Raw genomic sequence first — 21,558 nt, forward strand, 5'->3', positions numbered from 1 at the left:
CGCGCACGAGTTCGACCGGGGACAACGTCTTGCGGCGAATTCTCGACGCGGCCTCCGCCGCGGATATGTCGCAGAGTTCGTCGTCGGTGCCGCTCACGTCTCACCCTTTGGAATGACCGGCAATCAGCCGCCCGGGATATGCCGTTGGAACGCAAACGCTAATGCGCTCGGCACGATACCCGCGATGATACCATCTGCCGCCATCTACCGTAAGGTGTCCGACCATTCAACCAAGAGCTCCACACCGCAGAGTCCGAACGACGGTCCGCCGGTCCTCGTGAAGAGGCTCACCAACTCTCATGGATGTGCTTGAATGTGCAAGATCTTCCGCCAGACATCCAAGTCGACGCTCCTGCGCGCCAAACGCAACCGGCGGACGGTCAGCCCGGCAAATCGGCGAGGGTGGCCCGGATGTGGTCTCGTGCCCGCGCGAGTCGCGGGCCGGCGCGCTCGGGCCAGGGCGTTTGCTCCACCACCTCCGGGGACGGCATGGCGCCGCCGGCGATCTGCCGTTCGCAGGTGCGCGCCAAACGCACCACGCGGGCCAACTCCCGGGGTTCGACGTCTCCGAATGTGGCGAGGAACGCATCGTCAAAGATTGGGATGGCGTACAAGCCGCCGTGATCTTCGATCGACACTGCCACGTCCGGCGCGGTCGCCAAGAGCCCGCGGAGCAGCTCCGCGATCGCAAGGCCGCCGTCCCCGCACGCGCGCGGGTTGAATCGCAGCCCATCATCGGCGAATATGACGATTCCGTCCTTGAGATGGACGGCGATCGTGTATGGCGCCACCCGGCGAAGCGCGCAGAGGGGGTCTTCGAGGGTGATCGGGAGGTTGCCGGTGTCCAGGTTGACGCCGGCCACATCGGGGCCCAGCGCGTCCACGATGCGCATCAGCTCGAAAGTCGTCGCATCGGCGTGATTTTCAAACGCGAGCTTGAGATCCAGGTGTTGCAGTACCGGCGCGAGGTCGCGTGCGACCGCCGTTGTGTCGGCAAGCTGCTGCGGCCACGGCACCGGGTCGAGGTGACGCGCGCCGGCGCCCGCGACGAAGCAGCGAACCGCCCGGGTGCCGGCGGCCGCCTCGGCGATGCCCTCCAGCTGCCGCCGCAGCCCGGCGCGGAGATCCCCGTCGCCGTCCCGGAGCGCCGCGGGCCCCGGGCGATGAGGGTTCGGACACGACAATCCGACCTCGAGGTACAGGCCGTGGGACTCCGCGTGCCGGTGCACTTCGCGAATTTCCGCCGGATTCAGGGCCGGGCTGACCTCGTGGATGTCCCGGAACTGGCACCCGTCGAGGCCTTGGGCGCGTACGAACTCAAGCAGGGCAATCCCGTGCACGCCGTCCAGGTGCCGGAGAGTATACTGATCGACCCCGATGCGCATCGGCACGAACGCCTTATTGACGGAGCGCGACGCGCCGCCCCTCGGACGCGGAGACGTACCCCGCGTAGACGGTCTCGATCACATCGCGCCCGAGCCGGCCGTCCGCGAGCGGCGCCCGGCCCGTGGCGACGCATTCCACGAAATCCTGGACCGCATGCCGGTGTCCCTGGGCCCAGTCCTCGTCAGGTGCGGGCGCGCTCCAACCGGCTTTCGTCTCGAGTTTCTCCATGAGATATTCGGTCTGGAAGATCGTGGGATCGGGAGCAAAGGCCTGCACGAGACCGGTATGCTCCATCCGGCATATGAGGTGCGTGTTGGACCCGAAGATCTCCAAGGCGCTCTCCATGCCGCCGAGCACCGCTTCCGACGCCCAGACAATACCCCGGCTGCCGTCATCGAACGTGATGATGAGCGCGCCCCAGCTTTCGACGTCGACCCATCCCTCCCCGACCCACCGCTTCTGCTGTGCTTGAAAACCCCGGGTATGGGTGAGGTCGCCGACGTCGGCGACGACCGCGGACGGGCGGATCGGCCGGCCGTCGCGGCGGAGGCCTTCCCGCCGCTTCAGATGCAGCATGGCGCCGACAGGATGCACGCCCAACTGGAGCAGCGCGCCGCCGCCGGCGTAGCGCCATTCGCGCGAGTACGGTGAATGCGAGCCGCTGTGGCATTCCCCGCCCCGCATCTCCAAGATCAGCGTCCCGGCCGCCGCGAGCAGCCGGTCCGCCTTGGTGATCGAGGGCGCGTAGGCCCAGTTTTCGGCGTACATCAGATGCACGCCCGCCCGCTCCGCCGCCGCGACCATGGCGTCGGCGCCGGCCGCGGCCTCCACCAGCATGCGCGTTCTCGGTACGGTGCGGAGGTCGGTCCCCTCGGGCAGGCCGGCGCCGTCAAACGCGGTCAGCGGCTTGGCACAGACGATGTGCTTGCCGGCGGCCGCGGCCGCCTCCGTCATCCACTGGTGCAGGTGGTTGGGGACGCACAAATCCACCACGTGCACGTCGGGGCGCGCGAGCACCTGGTCGAAGTCGCGGTAGACGTCCGGCACGCCGTGCCTGTGAGCGTACTCCCTCGCGCGGTCGTGGGAACGGCTCATCACGGCTACGATGCGGACGTCGTGCCCCGTGACGCCGGCGTAGCACCGCGCGCGGGTCTCCGCGAGAAACCCCGCGCCGATCATCGCGACGTTGACCGTGGGCCGCGCCGCCGTCACGGACGTCCTCAGGCCGGGCGGCGCATGGGGCGGAGGGGCGCGGCCGGAGTCAACTCTTCCAGTAGAATGTCTGCGGCCGGGAAATGCCCGGGCTGAACAGCGGCGAGCAATTGTACTCGCGGGACGGCGCGTTGCCGAGGTTGTTCTTCACGATCCGCACGCCGTTCGCGGCAGGCCCCAATCCGACGACGCCGATGACGTACACATCCTCGGCCGCGATCCGCCAGATTTCTTTCCCCAGGCGGACCTGTTCCGCCTGGGGGACGCTGAACGCCTTCCGCCAGTCGTCCATCATCTGCCGGATCCGCGTCGGCGGCTCCTTCCCCTGCGCTCCGTTCGTGTTGAACCAGCGGGCGTACAGGGGCCCGGTGGTCTCGGTGTTACTCTCCTCGTACGGGAACACATGAACCGGTGAGACGAACAGGCGGTCGCTGCCGTCGTTCGCCCACGCCGCCAGTTGCTGCTGGTTCGCCCCGGTCCGCGTGAGCGCAAGGCTGCGTTCGACCTCACGAACGACAAGGTCGATGCCGATCTGTTTGTACTGCTCTTTGATCATCTCGCAGATCCCGGTGAACGGCAGCATCTGTCCGGCGATCGTCATGACCTCGATGCTGAGCCGTCCCTTCCCGTCGGTGCGAAGGCGAAATCCCTGCGCGTCCTTCTGCTTCAGCCCGATCCGGTCGAGCATGGCGTTCGCCCGCGCGGGGTCGTGCGTCGCCCACAGGTTCCGGTACGCCGGCCCCGGATTGTACGCGTTGCTCTCCGCCGGCACGACCGATCCGGGCGTTCCCGTGCCCAACCAGAACGCCTCGTTGGCCTGATGCCGGTCGATGCCCAGCGACAGCGCGCGGCGAAAGTCCGCGGTATTGAACCACTTCGCGATCTCGGGGTCGGCGTCGAAGCTCATGTTGAAGAACAAAGCCATGTCCGCTCCGTACTCGCCGGGGTCCAAGTGGATTTGATAATTGCCCTTGGCCTGGTTCTGGATCAGCAGCGGGAGCTTGTCGAGCAGGATGTTTCGCGACTGGTAGTCGATCCCGCCCGACATCGCGCGGAGGATCAGCACGTCGAGGTCCTGGGTCAGCGTCATCTCGATCCGATCGATGTACGGCAGCTGGTTCCCCGCCGTGTCCACCCACACGCTGTAGGGATTCCGCACCAGGGCCCACACGGACCCGGTCGGCGGCAGGACGGTCTTCCACGGCGAGATCACGGGCAGATCCGGGTTCAAGTGCCAGGAGTTGCGGTTCTTGAAGTAACTCACCCAGCTGTCGAACTTCGCCGCCCGGAACTTCTGCTCGAGGTCGTTCGGGGCCGTGTACTTGGGATGAAACTGCTTGAGGTACTGGCTCGGCGCGTACCCCCCCAGTCCGGCGCGGCCGTACCAACTCGGGCTGGCGACGTGGGTGCCGCCGGCGAGCTGCTGCGGGAACAGGAAGTTCGGGGCTTCACCACGATATCGAACCGTGGACGCGTCGATCTTTTCCATGACGACCGGTTTGCCGCCGGCCTGCATCAACGTTTCGCTCTCCGGCACGAGCTCCTTGTTGCTGTACATGTCCTCGAACCAGAACAGAAAATCGTCGGCCGTGAACGGCGTCCCGTCCGACCAGCGCATCCCGCGCCGGAGATGCAGCGTGATGACGCGGCCGTCCCGGCTGATCTCGTACCCTCTCGCGATATTCGGGACGATCTTGTGGCCGGCGAAGTCGTACATCAGGGGCGAGTCCGGGCCCGACGCGAAACGCACGCCGCCCACGAAATCCGCGGGACCGGTGAAGCCTAGGTGCAGCGTGCCCCCGTACTTCCCCACCTCGTGAACCGGCTTGAGGACCAGCGGGTCGGCGCCGATCCGGTCCTTCACCGGTGGGAGGTGGCCGGCGCGCGACAGGGTCTGCAGCGTGGGGGCCTCGGCGAAGGCCTTTGGGTACCGGCTCGGGTCGGTGACGACGTCCGGGCCCTCCAGCTTGCCGATCAACGCCGCGCCGATGCGGGGCGCGGCTGCTTCGGCATCCGGCAGGCTCTGTCCGGCCGCGGGCGAGAGCCACGGGGCGGCGCCGGCGGCACCGGCACCCGCGGCCAGCCTTCGAAGAAACTCCCGCCGTCCTAGCCGGGTGTCCATGCGTGACTCCCCCTTCGTTGGCGCCGACGCGCAGCGCTCGGAAGCGTCCGGTTGGAATTCTCCGCCGATCCGCTCAAGTCCGTCACGGCGCACCGCGCGGGACGAGCGGCCGCATTACGGCGATGGTCTGCCGGGCCGCGGCGTCGAGCGTGGGGTCCGGCGCGACTTCCGCGGATACGAAGCCGTCGTAGCCGGCCGTCCGGAGCGACAACACGCACGCGGCGAAATCGAGGTGTCCCCACCCGGGCGCGCGCCGGTTCTCCTCGGCGACGTGAAAGTGCCACAATCGCGGCGCGGCGTCGCGCACGGCGGCCGCGGGATCCGCCTCCTCGAGGCTCATGTGGAACGTGTCCAAGAGAACGCCGACGTTGTCCTCGCCGAGGCGCGCGATCAGGTCCAGGACCTCGCGCGCCGTGTGCAGCCAGTTCGTCGAATGACGCCGGATCGGCTCCACTACCAGCCGGACGCCGCGCCCCCGGGCCGCCCGCGCGACCCGGCGGAGCGCCGGCAAGAGCCGTTCCTCCGCGCTCCGGCGGCTTTCTCCGTCGGGAACCCGCCCGTGGATCACTCCGATCGCCAGCAAGGCGCCGAAGCGGTGGGCCGCGTCGGTCTGTGCGAGCAGCCGCGCGACGGCACTTTCGCGCACCGACGGGTCGGGTGCCGTCAGACACAGCCCGTCGCGCGTGCATGCCTGTCCGGTCGCGATCGCGGATACGGTGAGACCGAGGGTCGTGACGGCGCGCTCCAGCGCGTCCAGGTCGAGCACCGATGGGTCGCGAATCGAAAGGTCGACCCCGTCAAACCCGTAGTCCGCCGCGACGCGGAGCGCGTCGAACGGGCGCGCGGGCGAATCGCCCGTTCCCGGGGCGGCCGCGTCGGGTACGGTCAGCGCGTAGCCGAGTTTCACCGGAGGGTCTCGGCTCAGAACGCGACAAACGCGTTCGACATCTCGGTGATCCGCCGCATCGCGTCCGGCGGCGCCGTGAGGTCCACCGCGGCGAGGTTCTCCTCCTGCTGCGCCACCGTCGTCGCGCCGACGAGGGCGCTCGTGATCCCCGGACGATTCATCACCCACGCCAGCGTCAGCTGGCCGACCGTGCATTCCGTCTCCGCGGCGAGTCGCCGCATTTCCTCGGCCAGCGCAAGGGTGCGCGCAGTCAGCCGCGCCGCGAACCCCGGCTGGGTCTTCGCGCGCGAATCGTGCGGGGGGTCGGTGTCCGAGCGGTATTTGCCCGTCAGCACCCCGCCGGCGAGCGGGTAGTACGCGAGCACCCCGACACCCTCGTCGAGGCACAGCGGGATGAGCTCGCGCTCGACCCGCCGGTCCGCCGGCGAATATTCCGGCTGGACGGCGTCGTACCGGACCCATCCGTTCCGGTCGCTCACCCACAGGGCCTTGCACAGCTGCCACGCCGCATAGTTGGAACACCCGGCGTATCGGACCTTGCCGGCGCGGACGAGATCGTCGAGCGCCCGGAGTGTTTCTTCGAGCGGCGTGGCGGGGTCGAACCAGTGGATCTGATAGAGATCGATGTAATCCGTCTGAAGGCGCCGCAGGCTGCGCTCAACCTCCCGCATGATGTGCCCGCGGGAACAGTTCGCATCGTTCGGCCCTTCGCCGGTCCTCTTGCCGACCTTTGTCGCGATGATCGTCGCGTCGCGACGGCCCTTGAGCGCCGTGCCGATGATTGTCTCCGACAGCATGCGCACGCCGGGAGTCGCGGGCGACCGGTTCGACGTGTCGATCAAGTTGACGCCGCGATCGAGCGCATGATGAATCAGCGCGGTCGACGTCGCCTCATCGGCGCGTCCCCCGAACGCGTTCGTGCCGAGGCCGTACACGGACACATGGAGCCCGGAGCATCCCAACCGGCGGTACTGGATCGGCTTCACCTCCCACGGGATTGACCGCGGCCCGGCGTGGAACTCGTTTCACGGCCACGTTTACTCCGCCGCGGCAGATCGCATGGCCGCATCGTCAGCCGGTGCCCGCCGCGCCGGCGAGCGTGAGCTCACGGGCCCGGTGGCAACGAACGAACCTTCCCGGCTCTACCTCCTCCAGCGCGGGCACCTCGGCGCGGCATCGATCGACCGCGTAGGGGCATCGGGGGTGAAAGTGGCAGCCGGCGGGCGGATGCGCCGGGTCCGCCGGTTCCGCGGCATCCGCCGCGAGCGGGACGCGTACGGGGCGCAGCCGAGGGTCCGGCTTTGGGACCACCGACAGCAACGCTTCCGTGTAAGGATGTTTGGGCGACGCGTACAACGGCGCCGTTTCCGCCAGCTCGACGATCTTCCCGAGGTACATGACGGCGACCCGGTCGCTGATGTGCTTCACGACGCTCAAATCGTGCGCGACGAACAGGTACGTCACGCCGAGCTCCACCCGCAGATCGAGCAACAGGTTCAGGATCTGCGCCTGCACCGACACGTCGAGCGCCGAGACCGGCTCATCGGCCACGACCAAGCTGGGATTGAGCGCGAGTGCGCGCGCGATCCCGATGCGCTGCCGCTGCCCGCCGCTGAAGGCGTGCGGGTAGCGCTGCAGATACTCGGGGCGCAGGCCCACCAGGCGCAGCAAGTCCCGCACCCGCGCGACGCGCTTCGGACGGTTCGTCATTCCATGCACAAGGAGCGGCTCGCCGATGATATCGAGCAATGTCATCCGCGGGTTCAGCGAGGAGAACGGATCCTGAAAGATCATCTGGAGATGCTGCCGGAGCGGCCGCATCCGCGCCCGCGGGACCCGGGCCAGGTCGATCGCCGGCGCGCCGGGTGGGTGGAACAGGATCTGGCCGGCGGTGGGCTCGAGCACGCGGATGACGCACCGGGCCGTCGTCGTCTTGCCGCACCCGCTTTCCCCCACCAGGGCGAGCGTCTCGCCACGGTAGATGGTGAAGCTCACGTCGTCCACCGCCCGGACCGCGCCCGCCGCCGCCCGCAGAAACCCGCGCCGGATCGGGAACACCTTTCGCAGTCCCCGGACTTCGAGGAGCGCGCCGTCGGCCGCCTCGACGCGGGTCATGACGCTTCGCCGCGTCCGTACAGGAAACAGCGCACCCTGTGCCCGGGCGCGACCGCCGTTTCCCCCGGCGGATCGCGGTCGCACAGGCCGGGCATGGCGCTCGGACACCGGGGGTGAAACGGGCAGCCGGCCGGGCGGTGGTACGGGTGGGGGATCGCTCCGCTGACGGTGGGCAGCTTCGTCAACGGGGCCGCGTCGACCGACGGCAGCGAGCGGAGGAGGGCCTGCGTGTATGGGTGCTTGGGATCATGAAAGATCGCGTCGACCGGCGCGTCTTCGACGACCCGACCGAGGTACATCACGGCGACGTCGTCCGCCATTTCGGCGACCACGCCGAGGTTATGCGTGATCAGCAGCACCGCCATGTTTCGTTCGGCCTGCAGGCGCCGCAGGAGATCGAGGATTTGGCCCTGGGTGGTGACGTCGAGGGCGGTCGTCGGCTCGTCCGCGATCAAGAGGCCGGGTTCGCCGGCCAGCGCCATCGCGATCATGGCGCGTTGGCGCAGCCCGCCGCTCAGCTGATGCGCGTATTCGTCCAGGCGCGCCTCGGGTCTCGAGACGCCGACCTGCCGGAGCAGCGCCACGGCGCGCGCCCGCACGTCGCGCGGGGACGCGCGGCGGTGCACCACGATCGCCTCCGCGATCTGATCGCCGATCGTGTGGACCGGGCTGAACGAGGCCATGGGTTCTTGAAAGACCAGGCCGATCTCGGCGCCCCGGATCGACCGGATCTCGGGTCCGTCCGGAGCGAGACGGGCGAGATCCACTTCGCGGGCCGGGCCGGATCTCGCCCCGCGGCGCAACCGGATCTCGCCGCCCACGATGCGACCGGGGCGCTCGACGAGGCCGAGAATCGACCGCGCGGTCACGCTCTTCCCGCAGCCGCTCTCGCCGACGACGCCCAACACCCGTCCGGGGTAGACATCGAGATCGACGCCGTCCACCGCCTTGACGACGCCTTCGTCCTGGACGAAATATGTGCGCAGGCCGCGCACCGAGAGCAAGGGCTCCCCGGCCGCGCGCGGGCGCCGCTCTGCCGCGCTATCCATAAGGATCGGCCGCGTCCCGCAGCCCGTCGCCGAGAAAGTTGAACGCCAGCACCGCGAGAATCACGAGCGCCGCGGGGCTCATGAGCCACGGGGAGAGGGCGACCGCTTCGATGTTCTGCGCGTCTTGGAGCAGCACGCCCCAACTGATCGCCGGGGGCCGCAGCCCAAGACCGAGAAAACTCAGGGACGTCTCGCTGATGATCATCGCCGGCAGCGCCAGCGTAGTCGCGGCGATGATGTGGCTGAGAAACGACGGCACCATGTGGCGGAAGATGATCCGCGGGGCGCTGCAGCCAGCCACCTCCGCGGCCGTGACAAACTCTTCCTCGCGCAGAGCCAGGAACCGACCGCGGACCACCCGCGCCAGTTCCGTCCAGCCGATGAACGAGATGATGATCGTGATGGCGAAGTAGACGCGCGTTACGCTCCACGTCCGCGGCATCGCGGCGGCCAGTCCCATCCACAACGGGATCGTCGGGATGGACCGGATCACCTCGATCGCCCGCTGGATCACCGTGTCGACCGGTCCCCCGTAAAAACCGGACAGGCCCCCAAGGATGATCCCCAGGCACAGCGTCAGCGCGACCGCGACCAACCCGATCGTCATGGACGTGCGCGTCGCGTACATCAGCCGGGACCACAGGTCACGGCCCTGGACGTCGGTCCCAAGGAGAAATAGCGACGTCTCCGCACTCGCACCTTCGACCCCGAGCAGGTGGCGGTCGAGCGGAATCGTCCCGAACACGTGGTAGGCGAAGCCGCCTGCGAAGAACCGCACCGGAACCTTCACCGAGGTGTCCGGCACGTAGACCATCTGGAACGTCTTCGGGTCGCGGGCGCCCTTGAGGGCGTACACAAACGGCCGGAATGTCCCGCCGTCGAGCAGATGGATCGGCTGCGGCGGGATCAGCGTCCGCTCGGCGTTGGACGCCAGCGGAGCGGAGTAGGCAAAGAAATCGGCGCCGAGCGCCACGATGTACATGGCGGTGATCGCCGCGGCGCTCAGCAGCGCGAGGCGGTGCTTCCGGAAGCGCCACCACGTGAGTTGCCACTGAGTGGCGACCGAGATCCGCTCTTCCTCGGCGCCTGCGCCCGGCATCGCCACCGCCGTCACGATCAGCCGCTCAGCCGGATTCGTGGATCGGCCCAGATCAGTACGAGATCCGAGAGCAGCGTCCCGACGACCGTCATGACTCCGAGCATCAGGATGATGACGCCGGCGAGGAACATGTCCTGTGCCAGGAGGGCTGTGACGAGGAGCGGACCGACGGTCGGCAGGTTGAGGACGAGCGAGACAATGATGGTGCCCGAGACGATGTACGGGAGCGAGTACCCGACGGTGCTGATGAAGGGATTGAGCGCCACCCGTACGGGATATTTCAGCAGGACGCGGACCGCGGTCAGGCCCTTCGCCCGGGCGGTGGTGACGTAGGGCTTTCGGAGCTCGTCGAGCAGGTTTGCGCGCATGATCCGCATCGTGTGCGCGATCCCGGAGATCGCCAGAATGAGGGCCGGGAGCGGCAGATGCTTGGCGAGGTCCCACGCCCGGGCGGCGCTCCAGGGAGCGTTCAGGTACGCGGGCGAGAAGAGGCCGCCCACCCTGGCGTTGAACAGGGTGAAGCTGACGTACAAGAGCACCAGGGCGAGCAGAAATCCCGGAACCGCCACCCCGATGAACCCGATGAACGTAAAAACGTAGTCCCCCACCGAGTACTGCCGCACGGCGGAATAGATGCCGAGCGGCAGCGCGAGCACCCAGGTGAAGAGCAGGGCGGCGACAGACAGCAGCACGGTCGTCCACAGCCGGTCGCCGATCACGTCCACGACCGGCCGCTGGTACTCCAACGACACTCCGAAGTTGCCCCGCAACAGCCGGCCCATCCATTTTCCATACTGGACGTACAGGGGCCGGTCCAGACCGAGCTCGTGCCGCATCGCGGCGGCCTCGCCCTGGCTCACGGTCCCGCCGCTGGCTTCCATCTCCGCGATGTAGCTCGTGACGTAATCGCCCGGGGGGAGCTTGATAATCACAAACGACAGGGCGCTGATGACGCCAATCGTCAGCGCGGCCAGCAGCAGGCGGCGGGCGACGTAGGTGATCATGTGTGAGGTGTGTTCTCAGCGCGGGGCCGGACGGCCCCGCGCCTGGTCCTCGTTCGCCGTGTCCACACCCTCTCCTATCGCGCGCCGATCTGCGCCTGGTGGAAGGAGTACCGGCGCCACGACGGAAGTGGACGCGCATGCTGCCGCTTCGCACGATCAATCAGGTCGCCCTCGTCGTCGAGGATCTCGATGCCGCCGTGCGGCGGTACTGGGAGCGCCTCGGCATCGGGCCGTGGCGCATCTACACCTACCAGCCGCCCCTCGTCAAGGACATGACGTACCGCGGCCGCCCGCACGAGTACCGGATGCGCCTTGCGATCGCCTACGCGGGCGATGTGATGGTCGAGCTCATCCAGCCGCTCTCCGACGAGAACGTCTACACGGAGCACCTGCGGCAGAAGGGCCCGGGGCTGCACCATGTCGGCGTCTTCGTGCCGCTGCTTCGGGACGCCGTGGCCGACGCCACCCGAGCCGGGTATCAGGTGCTGCAGAGCGGGCGCGGGTACGGCCTGCACGGCGACGGCGGGTACGCGTATCTCGACACGCAGGACCTGTTCGGCATGATCGTGGAGTTGATCGAGCTGCCGAAGGAACGCGTCGAGCCCGAGGCGGTCTATCCCCCTCCCGCTCCGCGCGGCGGCGGGGCGCCGGCATGAAGATCACGCGGGTCGAGGCGATCCCGCTGCGGATCCCGGACCTCGACTGGACCCGCGCCGACGGCATTCAGGACGACGTCGTGGTGCCGGTGCACACCGACGCCGGGATCACCGGGGTCGGCGAAGCGGACTCGTCTCCCCATGTCGTCAAGGCGATCGTCGACGCGCCGGAGTCGTGGATGCGCTCCCGCGGCCTCGCGGGCATGCTCGTGGGCGAGGACCCGCTGCACACCGAGCGGCTCTGGGACGCGATGTACGAGGGGACGCTGTGGATGGGGCGGGGCGGGGTCGCCGTCCAGGCGATCGCCGCGGTCGATCTCGCGCTCTGGGACATCAAAGGCCAGGCCCTCGGGCTGCCGGTGCACACGCTCCTCGGCGGCGCCCGCCGCGAGACGATTCCCGTCTACGCGAGCATGCTCTTCGAGCGGGACCACGGCGCGATGCGCGAGACGGCGCAGCGCTACGTCGCGGACGGCTACCGGGCGGTGAAGTTCGGGTGGGGACCGATGGGTCCCGACCTCGCGACCGACGTGGCGCTCGTGCGCGCGGCCCGCGAGGCGATCGGCGACGCGGCGCTGTTGGTGGACGCGGGAGGCGCGTGGACGCTGCGCGAAGCGGTGCGGCGGCTGGACGCGTTCCGGGAATTTTCGCCGTTCTGGCTGGAGGAGGCGCTCGCCAGCGACGACCTCGCGGGGTGGGCGCGGCTCACCGCGGCGGCGCGCACCACCCGGATCGCGACCGGCGAGCAGGAGACGCTGGCCTCGGCGTTCCGCGATCTGCTCGAGATCGGCCGCGTGGACGTCATCCAGCCGGATCTGGCGCGCGCCGGGGGCTTCACCCAGGGCCGGCGGATCGCCGACCTGGCCGCCGCGAACCACGCCCAGCTCGTGCCGCACGCCTGGAAGTCCGGGATTCTGGTCGCGGCCTGCATGCACTTCGCCGCGGTCCTGCCGGAAATTCCCTTCGTCGAGTACACGGTCGCCCCATCCCCGCTCAGGCGGGAGCTCGTGCGCAGCGACGTCGCGGTCTCGAACGGCGTCGCGCGCATCCCGAAGAGCCCCGGGCTCGGGGTGGAGCTGAACGAGGAAATCCTGGAGCGGTATCGCACGGACCGGTAGAACGCGCGTCGCCGGCCGTGGCTCGAAGCGCGCGACAACCGCACGCCGCCGGGAGGACAGGATCGTGGAGACGCGAGAGACGGTCATACCGCATCTGTTCCTGGACTTCATGCAGATGCGGGAGTTCGCGAAAGACCCGCTGGTGTTCGTGGGGGGCGAGGGGATTCGGCTCACCGACACGGCGGGACGGCGGTACATCGACGGGCTGTCCGGGGTGTTCGTGGCCAGCCTCGGCCACGGCAACATGCCGGTGATCGAAGCGATGGCCGCCCAGATGCGCCAACTCGCGTTTGCCCCGCCGCTGCACAGCACGAACCTGCCGGCGCTCAGACTCACGGAACTGCTGCTGCGGATCGCCCCCGAGGGCGTCGGGGCGCTCAAACTGCTGAGCGGCGGCTCCGAGGCGACGGAGGCGGCGATGAAACTCGCGCGCCAATACCATCAGCAGAGCGGGCATCCGCGGAAGTACAAGATCGTCGGCCGGTACGGCTCCTATCACGGCGGGACGATGGGCGCGCTCTCCGCCGGCGGCGGCCGGGACCGGAAGTCGGTCTACGAGCCGCTCGGCGTCGGATTCCTGCACGTCCATCCGCCGTACTGCTACCGCTGTCCCTTCGACCAGACGTACCCCGGCTGCGGCCGGACGTGCGTGACGCTAGTCGAGCGCACGATCGAGGCCGAAGACCCGCAGACGGTCGCCGCGGTCATCGTCGAGCCGATTTCGATCTCCTCGGCCGGGTTCATCACGCCCCCGCCGGACTATCTGCCGCGCCTGCGGGAGGTGTGCACCCGGCACAACGTCGTCCTCATCTATGACGAGATCATCACCGGCTTCGGCCGGCTGGGCACGATGTTCGGGTCGCAGTACTATGAGGCCGCGCCCGACATTACGTGCTGCGGCAAGGGGATGAGCGGCGGGTACGCGCCGCTCGCGGCCATTCTCATCCGCGCCCAGATCGCGGACGCGTTCTACGGCGAGGCGGGGGACCGCCGCGAGTTTCATCACGGCCACACCTACGCCGGCAATCCGGTCGCGTGCGCCGCGGGGGTCGCCGCGATTACGCAGCTGCTCGAGCGGGACCTCGTGGGGAACGCCCGGCGGCAGGGCGAGCACCTCCGGCGCCGGCTCGCCGGGCTCGCGGCCCGGTTCCCGCTGATCGGTGACGTTCGCGGCGCCGGGCTCCTGCAGGGCGTCGAGTTCGTGCCCAGCCGCCGGAACGGCGGGCGGTTTCCACCGAGGGTGCGGCCCGGGAAGGCCGTGGAGCGCGCCGCGCGCAAACGCGGGCTGCTGCTGCGCTGCGGCGAGGACTTCGCCGTCTTCGCCCCGCCGCTCATCGTCACCGCGGCCGACATCGACGAGATGTGCGACATTCTCGGGGAGAGCATCGCCGAGGTCCAATCGACGCTGCCCGACGGCGCCTCGTGACCGACGCCGCGGGCGGCGGGTTCCGCGCCGGGGTCGGGCGCGAGACGATCACGCCGGCGTTCACGGTGCCGCATGCCGGGTGGGGCGCGCAGACCCATCTGTTCGCCGAAGGTGTGGAAACGGATCTCTGGGCGACCGTGCTGGCGTTGGCCGACGAGGGCGGCATGGCCGCCGTGGTGGACCTGGACCTCGTGGCCGTCACGCCCGGCGACGCGCGGACGATTCGCACCGAGGTCGCGCGCGTGCTCGGTCTGGCCCCGGAGCAGGTGCGGGTGACGGAGACGCACAATCACGCCGGGCCGCCGCCGAGCACGTGGGCGTGGATGAAGGAGGGCGCGGCCGCGCTCAGGCGCTACTACGACCAGCTGCCCGACCGGGCGGCGAGTGCGGCGATGACCGCGCGGAGGGCGCTGCGGCCGGCGCGCGTGGCCGCGGGCGCCGGCGAGAGCCGCGTCGCCGTGAACCGCCGGGAGCGATCGCCGGACGGCCGGATGGCCACCGGGGTGAACCCGGACGGGATCATTGATCCCCACGTGTTCGTCGTGCGCATCGACGGCCGGGACGAGCGGCCGCTCGCGGCGATCGTCGGCTACACCGCGCATCCGACGACGATGGGGCCGACGAACCGGCGCTTCAGCGCGGACTGGCCCGGCCATCTCAAGCGCACGGTGGAGGCCGTTACCGGTGCCGTGTGCCTCTTCGCCCAGGGCGCGACCGGCAATGTGGGACCGGGGCCGGAGGGGTTCACCGACGACGCCCGCGTGATCAAGCGCATCGGCGGCGCCGTGGGGTCGGTCGCGGCCGGCGTGTACTTCGATCTCCGGATCCCGCCGCGGCGGTTTCGCCACGAACGTGTCTGGGAGTCGGGGGCGCCGCTCGGCAAGTGGGTGGCGGAGCCGGAGCCCGCACCCGGGCCGCGGGTACGCGTGATGACCCGGGAGATCCGGCTGCCGCTGCGGCCGCAGCCGCCCCTGGCGCAGGCCGAGGCTGAAGCGGAGACGGCCCGCGGACGTCTCAATGATCTCGTGGGCCGCGGCGCCGCGGCGCGCGAGATCGAAGCGGCCACCTTCGTCACCAAGCGGGCGGCGATGACGGTGGAGCGCGCCCGCGCGTTCGCCGGCAAGTCCGACCTGCCGGTCGAATTGCACGTGCTGCAGGTCGGTCCCGCGGTTCTGGCCGGGATTCCCGCGGAGCCGTTCGCCGAGATCGGGCTCGCGATCAAGGCCCGGTCGCCGTTTCCGCACACCTGGTTCGGTGGCTACGTCGGCGGATGGTCGGGATACATTCCCACACCGGAGGAGTATCCCCGGGGCGGGTACGAGGTGGACACGACACCGTTCACGTCCGACGCGGCCGGCCGGGTGATCGAGGACACGGTCGCCGCGCTCGAAGACCTCTACCGGCAGGAGACGGCTCGATGATGGGCAACCCGGCGTAAGACCTGGGAGGAGGGGAGCAGCCATGGCGGACGGCAACGCGGCGGGCACGTCTCGGACCCGGGGATGGCCGGACTCTCGTCATCTGACCCGGCGCGAGTTGATCCTCGGCGCCGGGGCGCTCGCGGGGGCGGGTGCCGCGGGCGCGTGGTGGCTCGGGGAGGCGCCGCGGGTCGAGGCGGCGGCCGCCCCGAAACGCGGCGGGCGGGTGACCTGGGGGATGACCTCTGACCCGACCTCGGTCATTCCGTTCGGCGCCGTCGCCGGGTCCAATTTCGAGATCACGTCGCTCGTCTACGAGTCGCTGCTGCGGTGGGACCGGCGGCTCAACGTCCAGCCGGCGCTCGCCGAGTCCTGGCAGATTCCCGACAACCGGACGTACGTCTTCAAACTCCGCCGGGGGGTGCGGTTCCACAGCGGGAAAGAGCTCGACGCGGAGGACGTCAAGTATTCGCTGGAGCTGCAGAAGACGCCGCCCCCGCCGGGGGCCGTTACGAGCTTCTACCCGAAAATCGGCGGCGTGACCGTCCTGGACAAGTACACGGTGCGGGTCACCATGACCGAGCCCGACGCGACGATGCTGGGGTATCTCGCCTGGGGGCGATACTCGGCGATCATCCCGAAGGGCCTCTACGACCGCGCCGACTTGCGAACCCACGCGGACGGCACCGGGCCGTTCCGGCTCGAGGAATACGTGCCGAACGATCACACCCGGCTCAGCCGGTTCAGCGGCTACTGGCGGCCCGACCTCCCGTACCTCGACGAGATCACGATGAAGGTGATGCTGGACGAGCAGGCGCGGCTCGCGGGGCTGCGCTCCGGCGCGATCGACGGCGCGCAACTCACGGCCGACACGGCCGCCGGCCTCGCCGGCGATGCGTCGCTCGCGATTCTCAAGGGCCTGACGGCCGTCTTCCGGGAAGTCGAGTTCACCATCAAGGGCAACGGCAAGCCCTGGGACAACGTCAAGGTCCGGCAGGCCGTGAACGCGGCCATCAACCGGCAGGCGATCATCGAAAAGGTCTACGGGGGCGACGCGGTCTACTCGAGCAAGATCCCCCAGGGCTACGGGCCCTGGCCGCTCTCCCAGGACGCGCTCAAGCTGAAATGGGAGCGGTACGATCTGCCGAAAGCCAAGGCGCTGATGGCGGCGGCGGGCGTCGCCGGCGGGTTCTCCGTCACGCTGCAGTCGATCGCGCATCCGACCGACTACACGCAGAACGCCGAAGTCATAAAAGAGCAATTGCGGTTGATCAACATCAACGTCACGGTGCAGCCGCTGGAGATCGGGACGTTCGCCCGCAACAACGGTCAGGGCGATTTCGAGTGGCAGTCCACGGGCCGCGGCATGCGGGGGGACCCGAGCGGCTTCATCGCCGATTTCGATCCCACCAGTTCGATCTACAAGGCCTGGTATCAGGGCGGCTACAACAACAAAGAACTGACCGATCTCTACTTCCAGGGTCTGCACACGCCCGATCAGGCCCGGCGGCTGCAAATCTACCGGCGGCTGCAGGAGATCGTCCTGACCGAGTGGCCGGCGCTGCCGCTCGTCAATCCGATGATCTACTTCGTCGTGCGCCGGCGGCTGCATAACATGTACGTCGCGTACGAGGCGACGGAGCGCGGCCTGGTCGAGACGTGGGCGGACTGACCGCCTAGCCGAGAGACGTCCGACGGCCCGCTACGCGCTGCGCCGGCTGCTGTTGCTCATCCCGACGCTGCTCGGGATGTCCGTCCTGATCTTTGCGATGGTCCGCCTGTTGCCGGGCGACGTGGTGGACGCGATGTTCACCGCGGACACCGGCGCCGGGGCCGCCGCGAAGCAGGCCGTGCGCCGGGCCCTGGGCCTCACCGACCCGCTGCCGGTGCAGTACGTGAAATTCGTCGGCGGCGTCGTGACCGGGTCGCTCGGCCAGTCGCTGACGAGCGGCGAGGCGGTGTCCACGATCATGTCGCGGGCGGTTCCGATCACGGTCGAGCTGGCCGTGCTGGCGGCGGCGGGGGCGACGGTGGTCGGGATTCCGCTCGGCGTCGTCTCGGCGACCCGCCCGAACACGGCGTGGGACGTCGCCGCCCGCGTCGGCGGGCTGGTCGGCCTCTCCGTGCCGAACTTCTGGTTCGCCACGCTGGCGCTCCTCGTGACATCGGTCTTCTTTCATTGGATCCCGCCGGTGACCTGGATCGCCCCCTGGCGCGATCTCGGGGCGAACCTCGCGCAGACGGCGATCCCCGCGCTCGCGATCGCGGTGTACCTCATGGCCACCGTCATGCGGATGACCCGGGCCAGCATGCTCGAGGTGCTGCGGCAGGACTACATCCGCACCGCCCGGGCCAAGGGGGCGTCCGCCGGCGCCGTGATGTTCCGGCATGCGCTCCGGAACTCGCTGATCCCGGTGATCACCGTGATCGGCTTCCAGGTCGGTACGCTGATCGGCGGCGCGACGATCGTGGAAGTGATCTTCGGCCTCCCCGGCATGGGTTACACGCTCGTGCAGGCCATCTTCGCGCGCGACTACACCGTGATCGAGGTCACCACACTCTTCCTGGCCGCCGTGTTCGTGATCGTCAACCTGCTGGTGGACCTCCTGTACGGGCTGCTCGACCCCCGGATCGAGCAGGCGTGAACGCCCGGCGGGCCGTGGAGCTGCCGATCGGCGGGCCGCGGCGGGCCGCGCGCCCGTGGGTGTGGGCCCAGGCGGCGCGCGTCGGGCGCAACACGATCGGGGTCGCCGGGGCGGCGATCATCCTCGCCACGGTCGTCGTGGCGTTGTTCGGGTCGCTCGCCTGGAGCACCGATTACGCGAGCCAGGCGTCCCGGCGGCTGCTGGCGCCGAGCGCGGGCCACCCGCTGGGCACCGACGAATTGGGCCGCGACGAGTTGAGCCGGATCATTCACGGCGCGCAGGTCTCCCTGCAGGTCGGGATGATCTCCGTCGTGATCGCGCTGGTCAGCGGCACGGCGATCGGGATCGCGGCCGGATTCTACGGTCGAAGCGTCGACGTCGTGCTCATGCGGGCCGTCGACGTCGTGTTCGCGTTTCCCGGACTGGTGCTGGCGATCGTCATCGCCGGGCTGCTCGGCCCGAGCCGGACCAACGCCATGGTGGCGATCGGGATCGTCTACGCGCCGGCCTTTGCCCGCGTCGTGCGGGGATCGAGCCTGAGCGTGTTGAGTTTCCCCTACGTCGAGGCGGCGCGGAGCCTCGGCAGTTCCGACCTCCGGATCGTGCGCAAACACCTGCTGCCGAACATCATGGCGCCGTTGATCGTGCTCACCACCGTGTATCTGTCGACGGCGATTCTCACCGAGGCGGCGCTGAGCTTTCTCGGCCTCGGCACCCAGCCGCCGGAGCCGTCGTGGGGCGGCATGCTCAACGCCGCGCGGTCGTACATGGAGCGGGCGCCGTGGCTCGCCGTCGCCCCGGGCCTCGCGATCATGCTGGTGGTGATGGGCTTCAACTTCCTCGGCGACGGGCTGCGCGACGTGCTCGATCCCAGGCTGCGCGAGGTGTGATGATGGATGACGTGCCGGTGACGAGCACGGTGCACTTCGACCGGCCGGGCAGGCAGGCCGGCCGGCTGCACATCCCGCGCTCGACCAACGAGAGCGGCTGGTCCAATCTCTTCGTGCCGGTGATCTGCATCGCGAACGGGCGCGGTCCCACGGTCCTCGTGACCGGCGGGGTGCACGGCGATGAGCCGGAGGGGCAGATCGCGGCGCTCAAACTGGCCCGCGAGACGCAGCCCACGGACGTGCGTGGCCGCCTGATCATCCTGCCGTGCATGTCGCCGGACGCGTCACGGGCGTACACGCGGCTCTGGCCGAGCGGCGCTAACCTAAACCGTAGTTTCCCCGGCGATCCGTCCGGCCCGCCCGACCGGCAGCTCGCCGACTACGTCACGCGGCGCCTGTTTCCTCTGGCCGACGTGGTCTGCGACATTCACAGCGGCGGCCGCTCGATGCTCTGCCTGCCGTGGTCGGAGATGCACCTCGTCGCCGACCGCGCGCAGCGCGCAGCGATGCTCGACGCGATGCTGGCGTGGGGGACAGATTACCATTTCATTTACATCAACATCGCGGGCGGCGGCCTGCTGGTGGACGAGGCGGAGCGGCAGGGCAAGATCACGATCGGCACCGAGCTGGGCGGCGGAGGACACGTGACCGTGGACATCCACCGCCTCGCGGAGCGCGGACTGCGCAACTTCCTCCGCCACACCGGGGTGCTCGCGGGCGAGGTCGAAACCCGCGCCGCCCGCGGACTGCCGGAGGCGGTGATCCTGCGCGCGGTCGACGCCGGCGACTACGTCCTGGCGCCCGAGAGCGGCCTGTTCGAGACGGCCGTCGGCCTCGGGCAAGAGGTGGACGCGTCGGAGATCGTGGGGCGGCTGCACTTTCCGGAGCGCCCGGACCGGCCGCCCGTAGACGTCCGGGCCGGCCGCGCGGGGATCGTATGCTCGATCCGTGCGATCGCGACCACCCAGCAGGGGGACTGCCTCGTGGTAACGGGACAGCCCTGCTCCCGCGACGCACTGGTGTAGCGGGGAGGAGGCGCCGGATGGGTCCGCTGCTGGCCGGGGTCGCCCAGGCCGACATCACGCCGCCCTACGGCCTGCCGCACGGGCTGTGGCGTCTCCGGACCGGGGTCGCGGCCGGCCGGCACGAGCCGCTCTTGGCGCAGGCGCTCGTTCTCGACGACGGGCGGCGGCGGGTCGCGCTCGTGGCGGTGGACCTCGGCTTCATCGGGCGGGAGCTCGCGCAGGAGGTGCGGGCGCGCGTGCGGCGGCTCACGGGGATCCCGCCGGACGCGGTGCTGCTGAACGCCTCGCACAACCACAGCGCGCCGAGCCTCGTCCGCGGCTCGGGCGTCGCGGCGATGGGGCACCATGGGGAGTTCGACGCCTACGCGCACGCGCTGCCGGATCTCATTGCCGGAACGGTGTACGGCGCCTTCTATCACCGGCGGCCGGCGCGGGCCGGCGGGGCCGCCGCCGCGGCGCCCGGTCTGACCACGAACCGGGTGCGGCATGAGGAGCCCGTGGACGACACGCTCGCGGTCCTGCGCGTCGACGGGGACGACGGCCGGCCCATGGCGGTGGTCGCGTCGTTTGCGTGCCACCCGATTACGATGGCCGGCCACACGCTGCTGTGGAACGCGGACTTTCCCGCCCCCTTCCGGGCGGCGCTCGAGGCGGCGTATCCGGGTGCCGTCGCGATGTTCACGCAGGGGTGCGCCGGCGACGTGGGGCCGTGGAACTACTGGTTCGGCAACCCGGAGGCGCTCCCGCAGACCTACGAGCATCGAGACCGCCTCGGCCGCGCGATCGCCGACCGGGTGTCTGCGCTCGTGCCCTCGATCGAGACGCGGCCGCGGCTTGCGGTCGCGGCGCACGCCGGATCCGTGGCGCTCCGCCGCCGGCGGCTGCCGTGGGGACCGGACGACGTCGAGGTCCGGGCGGCCCGCCTCGCGCAGGTTCCCGAGCCCGCCTATCCCGAAGTCTGGCCGTCCGCCCTCCACACGATGAACTCCGCCCAGCGCCTTCCCTTGATGTACCAGAAAGGGGCGCTTGCGATGTACGCGACGATGCTGCGCCTGCAGGACACTCCGATGGAGGCGGAAGTCCAGGCGCTCGCGGTCGGCGATACGGCGATCGTGGGCAACCCCTTCGAGCTCTTCAATCGCGGCGGACGGCGCATCCGCGACGCGGCCCCGTTCGCGACGACGCTCGTGCTCGGCTACTGCAATGACTACCTCGGGTATCTGCCGGATGCGGAGGATCTCGACCGCGTCGCGGACGTCCCGCTCGACGAGATCCTCGATCAAGACCGCTACCGCTGGGCGTACGGGATCACCAACACGCACCTCGCGCGCGGCGAGGCCGACCGTCTCGTCGCCGCCTGCGCCGAGGCCCTGCGCATCGTTCAGGACCGCGTGAAGCGGTAGCGGATGGAGTGCCCGGGAATCACGATTCAGACTCGTCACCGAGGAGCTCATCGAGCGACTTCGGCCTAGGTGCCGACGCGTCG

18 protein-coding genes are annotated in these 21,558 nt (G+C 69.7%); 9 read left to right on the forward strand and 9 right to left on the reverse strand.

The window, feature by feature from the left end:
- Positions 1–380 precede the first annotated feature (380 nt).
- The 9 genes from VGZ23_02330 to VGZ23_02370 all read right to left on the reverse strand — a co-directional run bounded on the left by VGZ23_02330 (position 381) and on the right by VGZ23_02370 (position 10,894).
- Positions 381–1,385 (reverse strand): TIM barrel protein, encoded by a 1,005-nt coding sequence (locus tag VGZ23_02330; protein HEV2356436.1) that lies wholly within the window; start codon positions 1,383–1,385, stop codon positions 381–383.
- A gap of 13 nt (positions 1,386–1,398) precedes the next feature.
- Positions 1,399–2,598: a Gfo/Idh/MocA family oxidoreductase gene (locus tag VGZ23_02335; GenBank protein ID HEV2356437.1), complete on the reverse strand. Its 1,200-nt coding sequence runs from the start codon at positions 2,596–2,598 to the stop codon at positions 1,399–1,401.
- A gap of 49 nt (positions 2,599–2,647) precedes the next feature.
- Positions 2,648–4,720, reverse strand: coding sequence for an ABC transporter substrate-binding protein (locus VGZ23_02340; protein ID HEV2356438.1), 2,073 nt, complete (start codon positions 4,718–4,720; stop codon positions 2,648–2,650).
- 82 nt (positions 4,721–4,802) lie between these two features.
- Complete coding sequence (locus tag VGZ23_02345; GenBank protein ID HEV2356439.1) at positions 4,803–5,627, reverse strand: sugar phosphate isomerase/epimerase family protein; 825 nt, start codon at positions 5,625–5,627, stop codon at positions 4,803–4,805.
- 14 nt (positions 5,628–5,641) lie between these two features.
- Positions 5,642–6,613, reverse strand: a complete 972-nt coding sequence (locus VGZ23_02350) for an aldo/keto reductase (protein ID HEV2356440.1) — start codon at positions 6,611–6,613, stop codon at positions 5,642–5,644.
- 85 nt (positions 6,614–6,698) lie between these two features.
- On the reverse strand, positions 6,699–7,742 hold the full coding sequence (locus tag VGZ23_02355) for an oligopeptide/dipeptide ABC transporter ATP-binding protein (protein ID HEV2356441.1): 1,044 nt from the start codon (positions 7,740–7,742) through the stop codon (positions 6,699–6,701).
- Positions 7,739–8,791, reverse strand: coding sequence for an ABC transporter ATP-binding protein (locus tag VGZ23_02360; protein HEV2356442.1), 1,053 nt, complete (start codon positions 8,789–8,791; stop codon positions 7,739–7,741). The genes VGZ23_02355 and VGZ23_02360 overlap by 4 nt, the downstream gene beginning before the upstream one ends.
- Positions 8,784–9,905 (reverse strand): ABC transporter permease, encoded by a 1,122-nt coding sequence (locus tag VGZ23_02365; protein HEV2356443.1) that lies wholly within the window; start codon positions 9,903–9,905, stop codon positions 8,784–8,786. The genes VGZ23_02360 and VGZ23_02365 overlap by 8 nt, the downstream gene beginning before the upstream one ends.
- A 2-nt stretch (positions 9,906–9,907) precedes the next feature.
- The gene (locus VGZ23_02370; protein ID HEV2356444.1) at positions 9,908–10,894 is read right to left on the reverse strand and encodes an ABC transporter permease; all 987 of its coding nucleotides are present in this window, start codon (positions 10,892–10,894) and stop codon (positions 9,908–9,910) included.
- Between the two features lie 137 nt (positions 10,895–11,031).
- On the opposite strand from VGZ23_02370, the gene VGZ23_02375 reads away from it, so the two are divergent.
- The 9 genes from VGZ23_02375 (at position 11,032) to VGZ23_02415 (ending at position 21,475) form a co-directional block, all read left to right on the forward strand.
- A complete protein-coding gene (locus tag VGZ23_02375) occupies positions 11,032–11,550 on the forward strand; it encodes a VOC family protein (protein ID HEV2356445.1) in 519 nt (172 codons plus the stop codon).
- Positions 11,547–12,668: a mandelate racemase/muconate lactonizing enzyme family protein gene (locus VGZ23_02380; protein ID HEV2356446.1), complete on the forward strand. Its 1,122-nt coding sequence runs from the start codon at positions 11,547–11,549 to the stop codon at positions 12,666–12,668. The genes VGZ23_02375 and VGZ23_02380 overlap by 4 nt, the downstream gene beginning before the upstream one ends.
- Positions 12,669–12,732: 64 nt before the next feature.
- Entirely contained in the window at positions 12,733–14,094 is a 1,362-nt protein-coding gene (locus tag VGZ23_02385) for an aspartate aminotransferase family protein (GenBank protein ID HEV2356447.1), read from the forward strand.
- A complete protein-coding gene (locus tag VGZ23_02390) occupies positions 14,091–15,515 on the forward strand; it encodes a neutral/alkaline non-lysosomal ceramidase N-terminal domain-containing protein (GenBank protein ID HEV2356448.1) in 1,425 nt (474 codons plus the stop codon). The genes VGZ23_02385 and VGZ23_02390 overlap by 4 nt, the downstream gene beginning before the upstream one ends.
- A 40-nt stretch (positions 15,516–15,555) precedes the next feature.
- Complete coding sequence (locus VGZ23_02395) at positions 15,556–17,184, forward strand: ABC transporter substrate-binding protein (protein ID HEV2356449.1); 1,629 nt, start codon at positions 15,556–15,558, stop codon at positions 17,182–17,184.
- Positions 17,185–17,221: 37 nt separating this feature from the next.
- Positions 17,222–18,157: an ABC transporter permease gene (locus VGZ23_02400; GenBank protein HEV2356450.1), complete on the forward strand. Its 936-nt coding sequence runs from the start codon at positions 17,222–17,224 to the stop codon at positions 18,155–18,157.
- Positions 18,154–19,047, forward strand: coding sequence for an ABC transporter permease (locus VGZ23_02405; GenBank protein ID HEV2356451.1), 894 nt, complete (start codon positions 18,154–18,156; stop codon positions 19,045–19,047). The genes VGZ23_02400 and VGZ23_02405 overlap by 4 nt, the downstream gene beginning before the upstream one ends.
- Before the next feature lie 2 nt (positions 19,048–19,049).
- Positions 19,050–20,072: a succinylglutamate desuccinylase/aspartoacylase family protein gene (locus VGZ23_02410; protein ID HEV2356452.1), complete on the forward strand. Its 1,023-nt coding sequence runs from the start codon at positions 19,050–19,052 to the stop codon at positions 20,070–20,072.
- Positions 20,073–20,089: 17 nt separating this feature from the next.
- Positions 20,090–21,475, forward strand: coding sequence for a hypothetical protein (locus VGZ23_02415; protein ID HEV2356453.1), 1,386 nt, complete (start codon positions 20,090–20,092; stop codon positions 21,473–21,475).
- Positions 21,476–21,558 lie beyond the last annotated feature (83 nt).

Source organism: bacterium, from assembly GCA_035945995.1.
Classification (GTDB): domain Bacteria; phylum Sysuimicrobiota; class Sysuimicrobiia; order Sysuimicrobiales; family Segetimicrobiaceae; genus DASSJF01.

What these genes read in the sequence shown, in the direction of transcription:
- VGZ23_02410 (HEV2356452.1), top strand. Translation starts at nt 19,050, where the DNA reads ATGGATGACGTGCCGGTGACGAGCACGGTGCACTTCGACCGGCCGGGC.
- VGZ23_02330 (HEV2356436.1), bottom strand. Translation starts at nt 1,385, where the DNA reads ATGCGCATCGGGGTCGATCAGTATACTCTCCGGCACCTGGACGGCGTG.
- VGZ23_02360 (HEV2356442.1), bottom strand. Translation starts at nt 8,791, where the DNA reads ATGGATAGCGCGGCAGAGCGGCGCCCGCGCGCGGCCGGGGAGCCCTTG.
- VGZ23_02375 (HEV2356445.1), top strand. Translation starts at nt 11,032, where the DNA reads ATGCTGCCGCTTCGCACGATCAATCAGGTCGCCCTCGTCGTCGAGGAT.
- VGZ23_02415 (HEV2356453.1), top strand. Translation starts at nt 20,090, where the DNA reads ATGGGTCCGCTGCTGGCCGGGGTCGCCCAGGCCGACATCACGCCGCCC.
- VGZ23_02355 (HEV2356441.1), bottom strand. Translation starts at nt 7,742, where the DNA reads ATGACCCGCGTCGAGGCGGCCGACGGCGCGCTCCTCGAAGTCCGGGGA.
- VGZ23_02380 (HEV2356446.1), top strand. Translation starts at nt 11,547, where the DNA reads ATGAAGATCACGCGGGTCGAGGCGATCCCGCTGCGGATCCCGGACCTC.
- VGZ23_02395 (HEV2356449.1), top strand. Translation starts at nt 15,556, where the DNA reads ATGGCGGACGGCAACGCGGCGGGCACGTCTCGGACCCGGGGATGGCCG.
- VGZ23_02340 (HEV2356438.1), bottom strand. Translation starts at nt 4,720, where the DNA reads ATGGACACCCGGCTAGGACGGCGGGAGTTTCTTCGAAGGCTGGCCGCG.
- VGZ23_02370 (HEV2356444.1), bottom strand. Translation starts at nt 10,894, where the DNA reads ATGATCACCTACGTCGCCCGCCGCCTGCTGCTGGCCGCGCTGACGATT.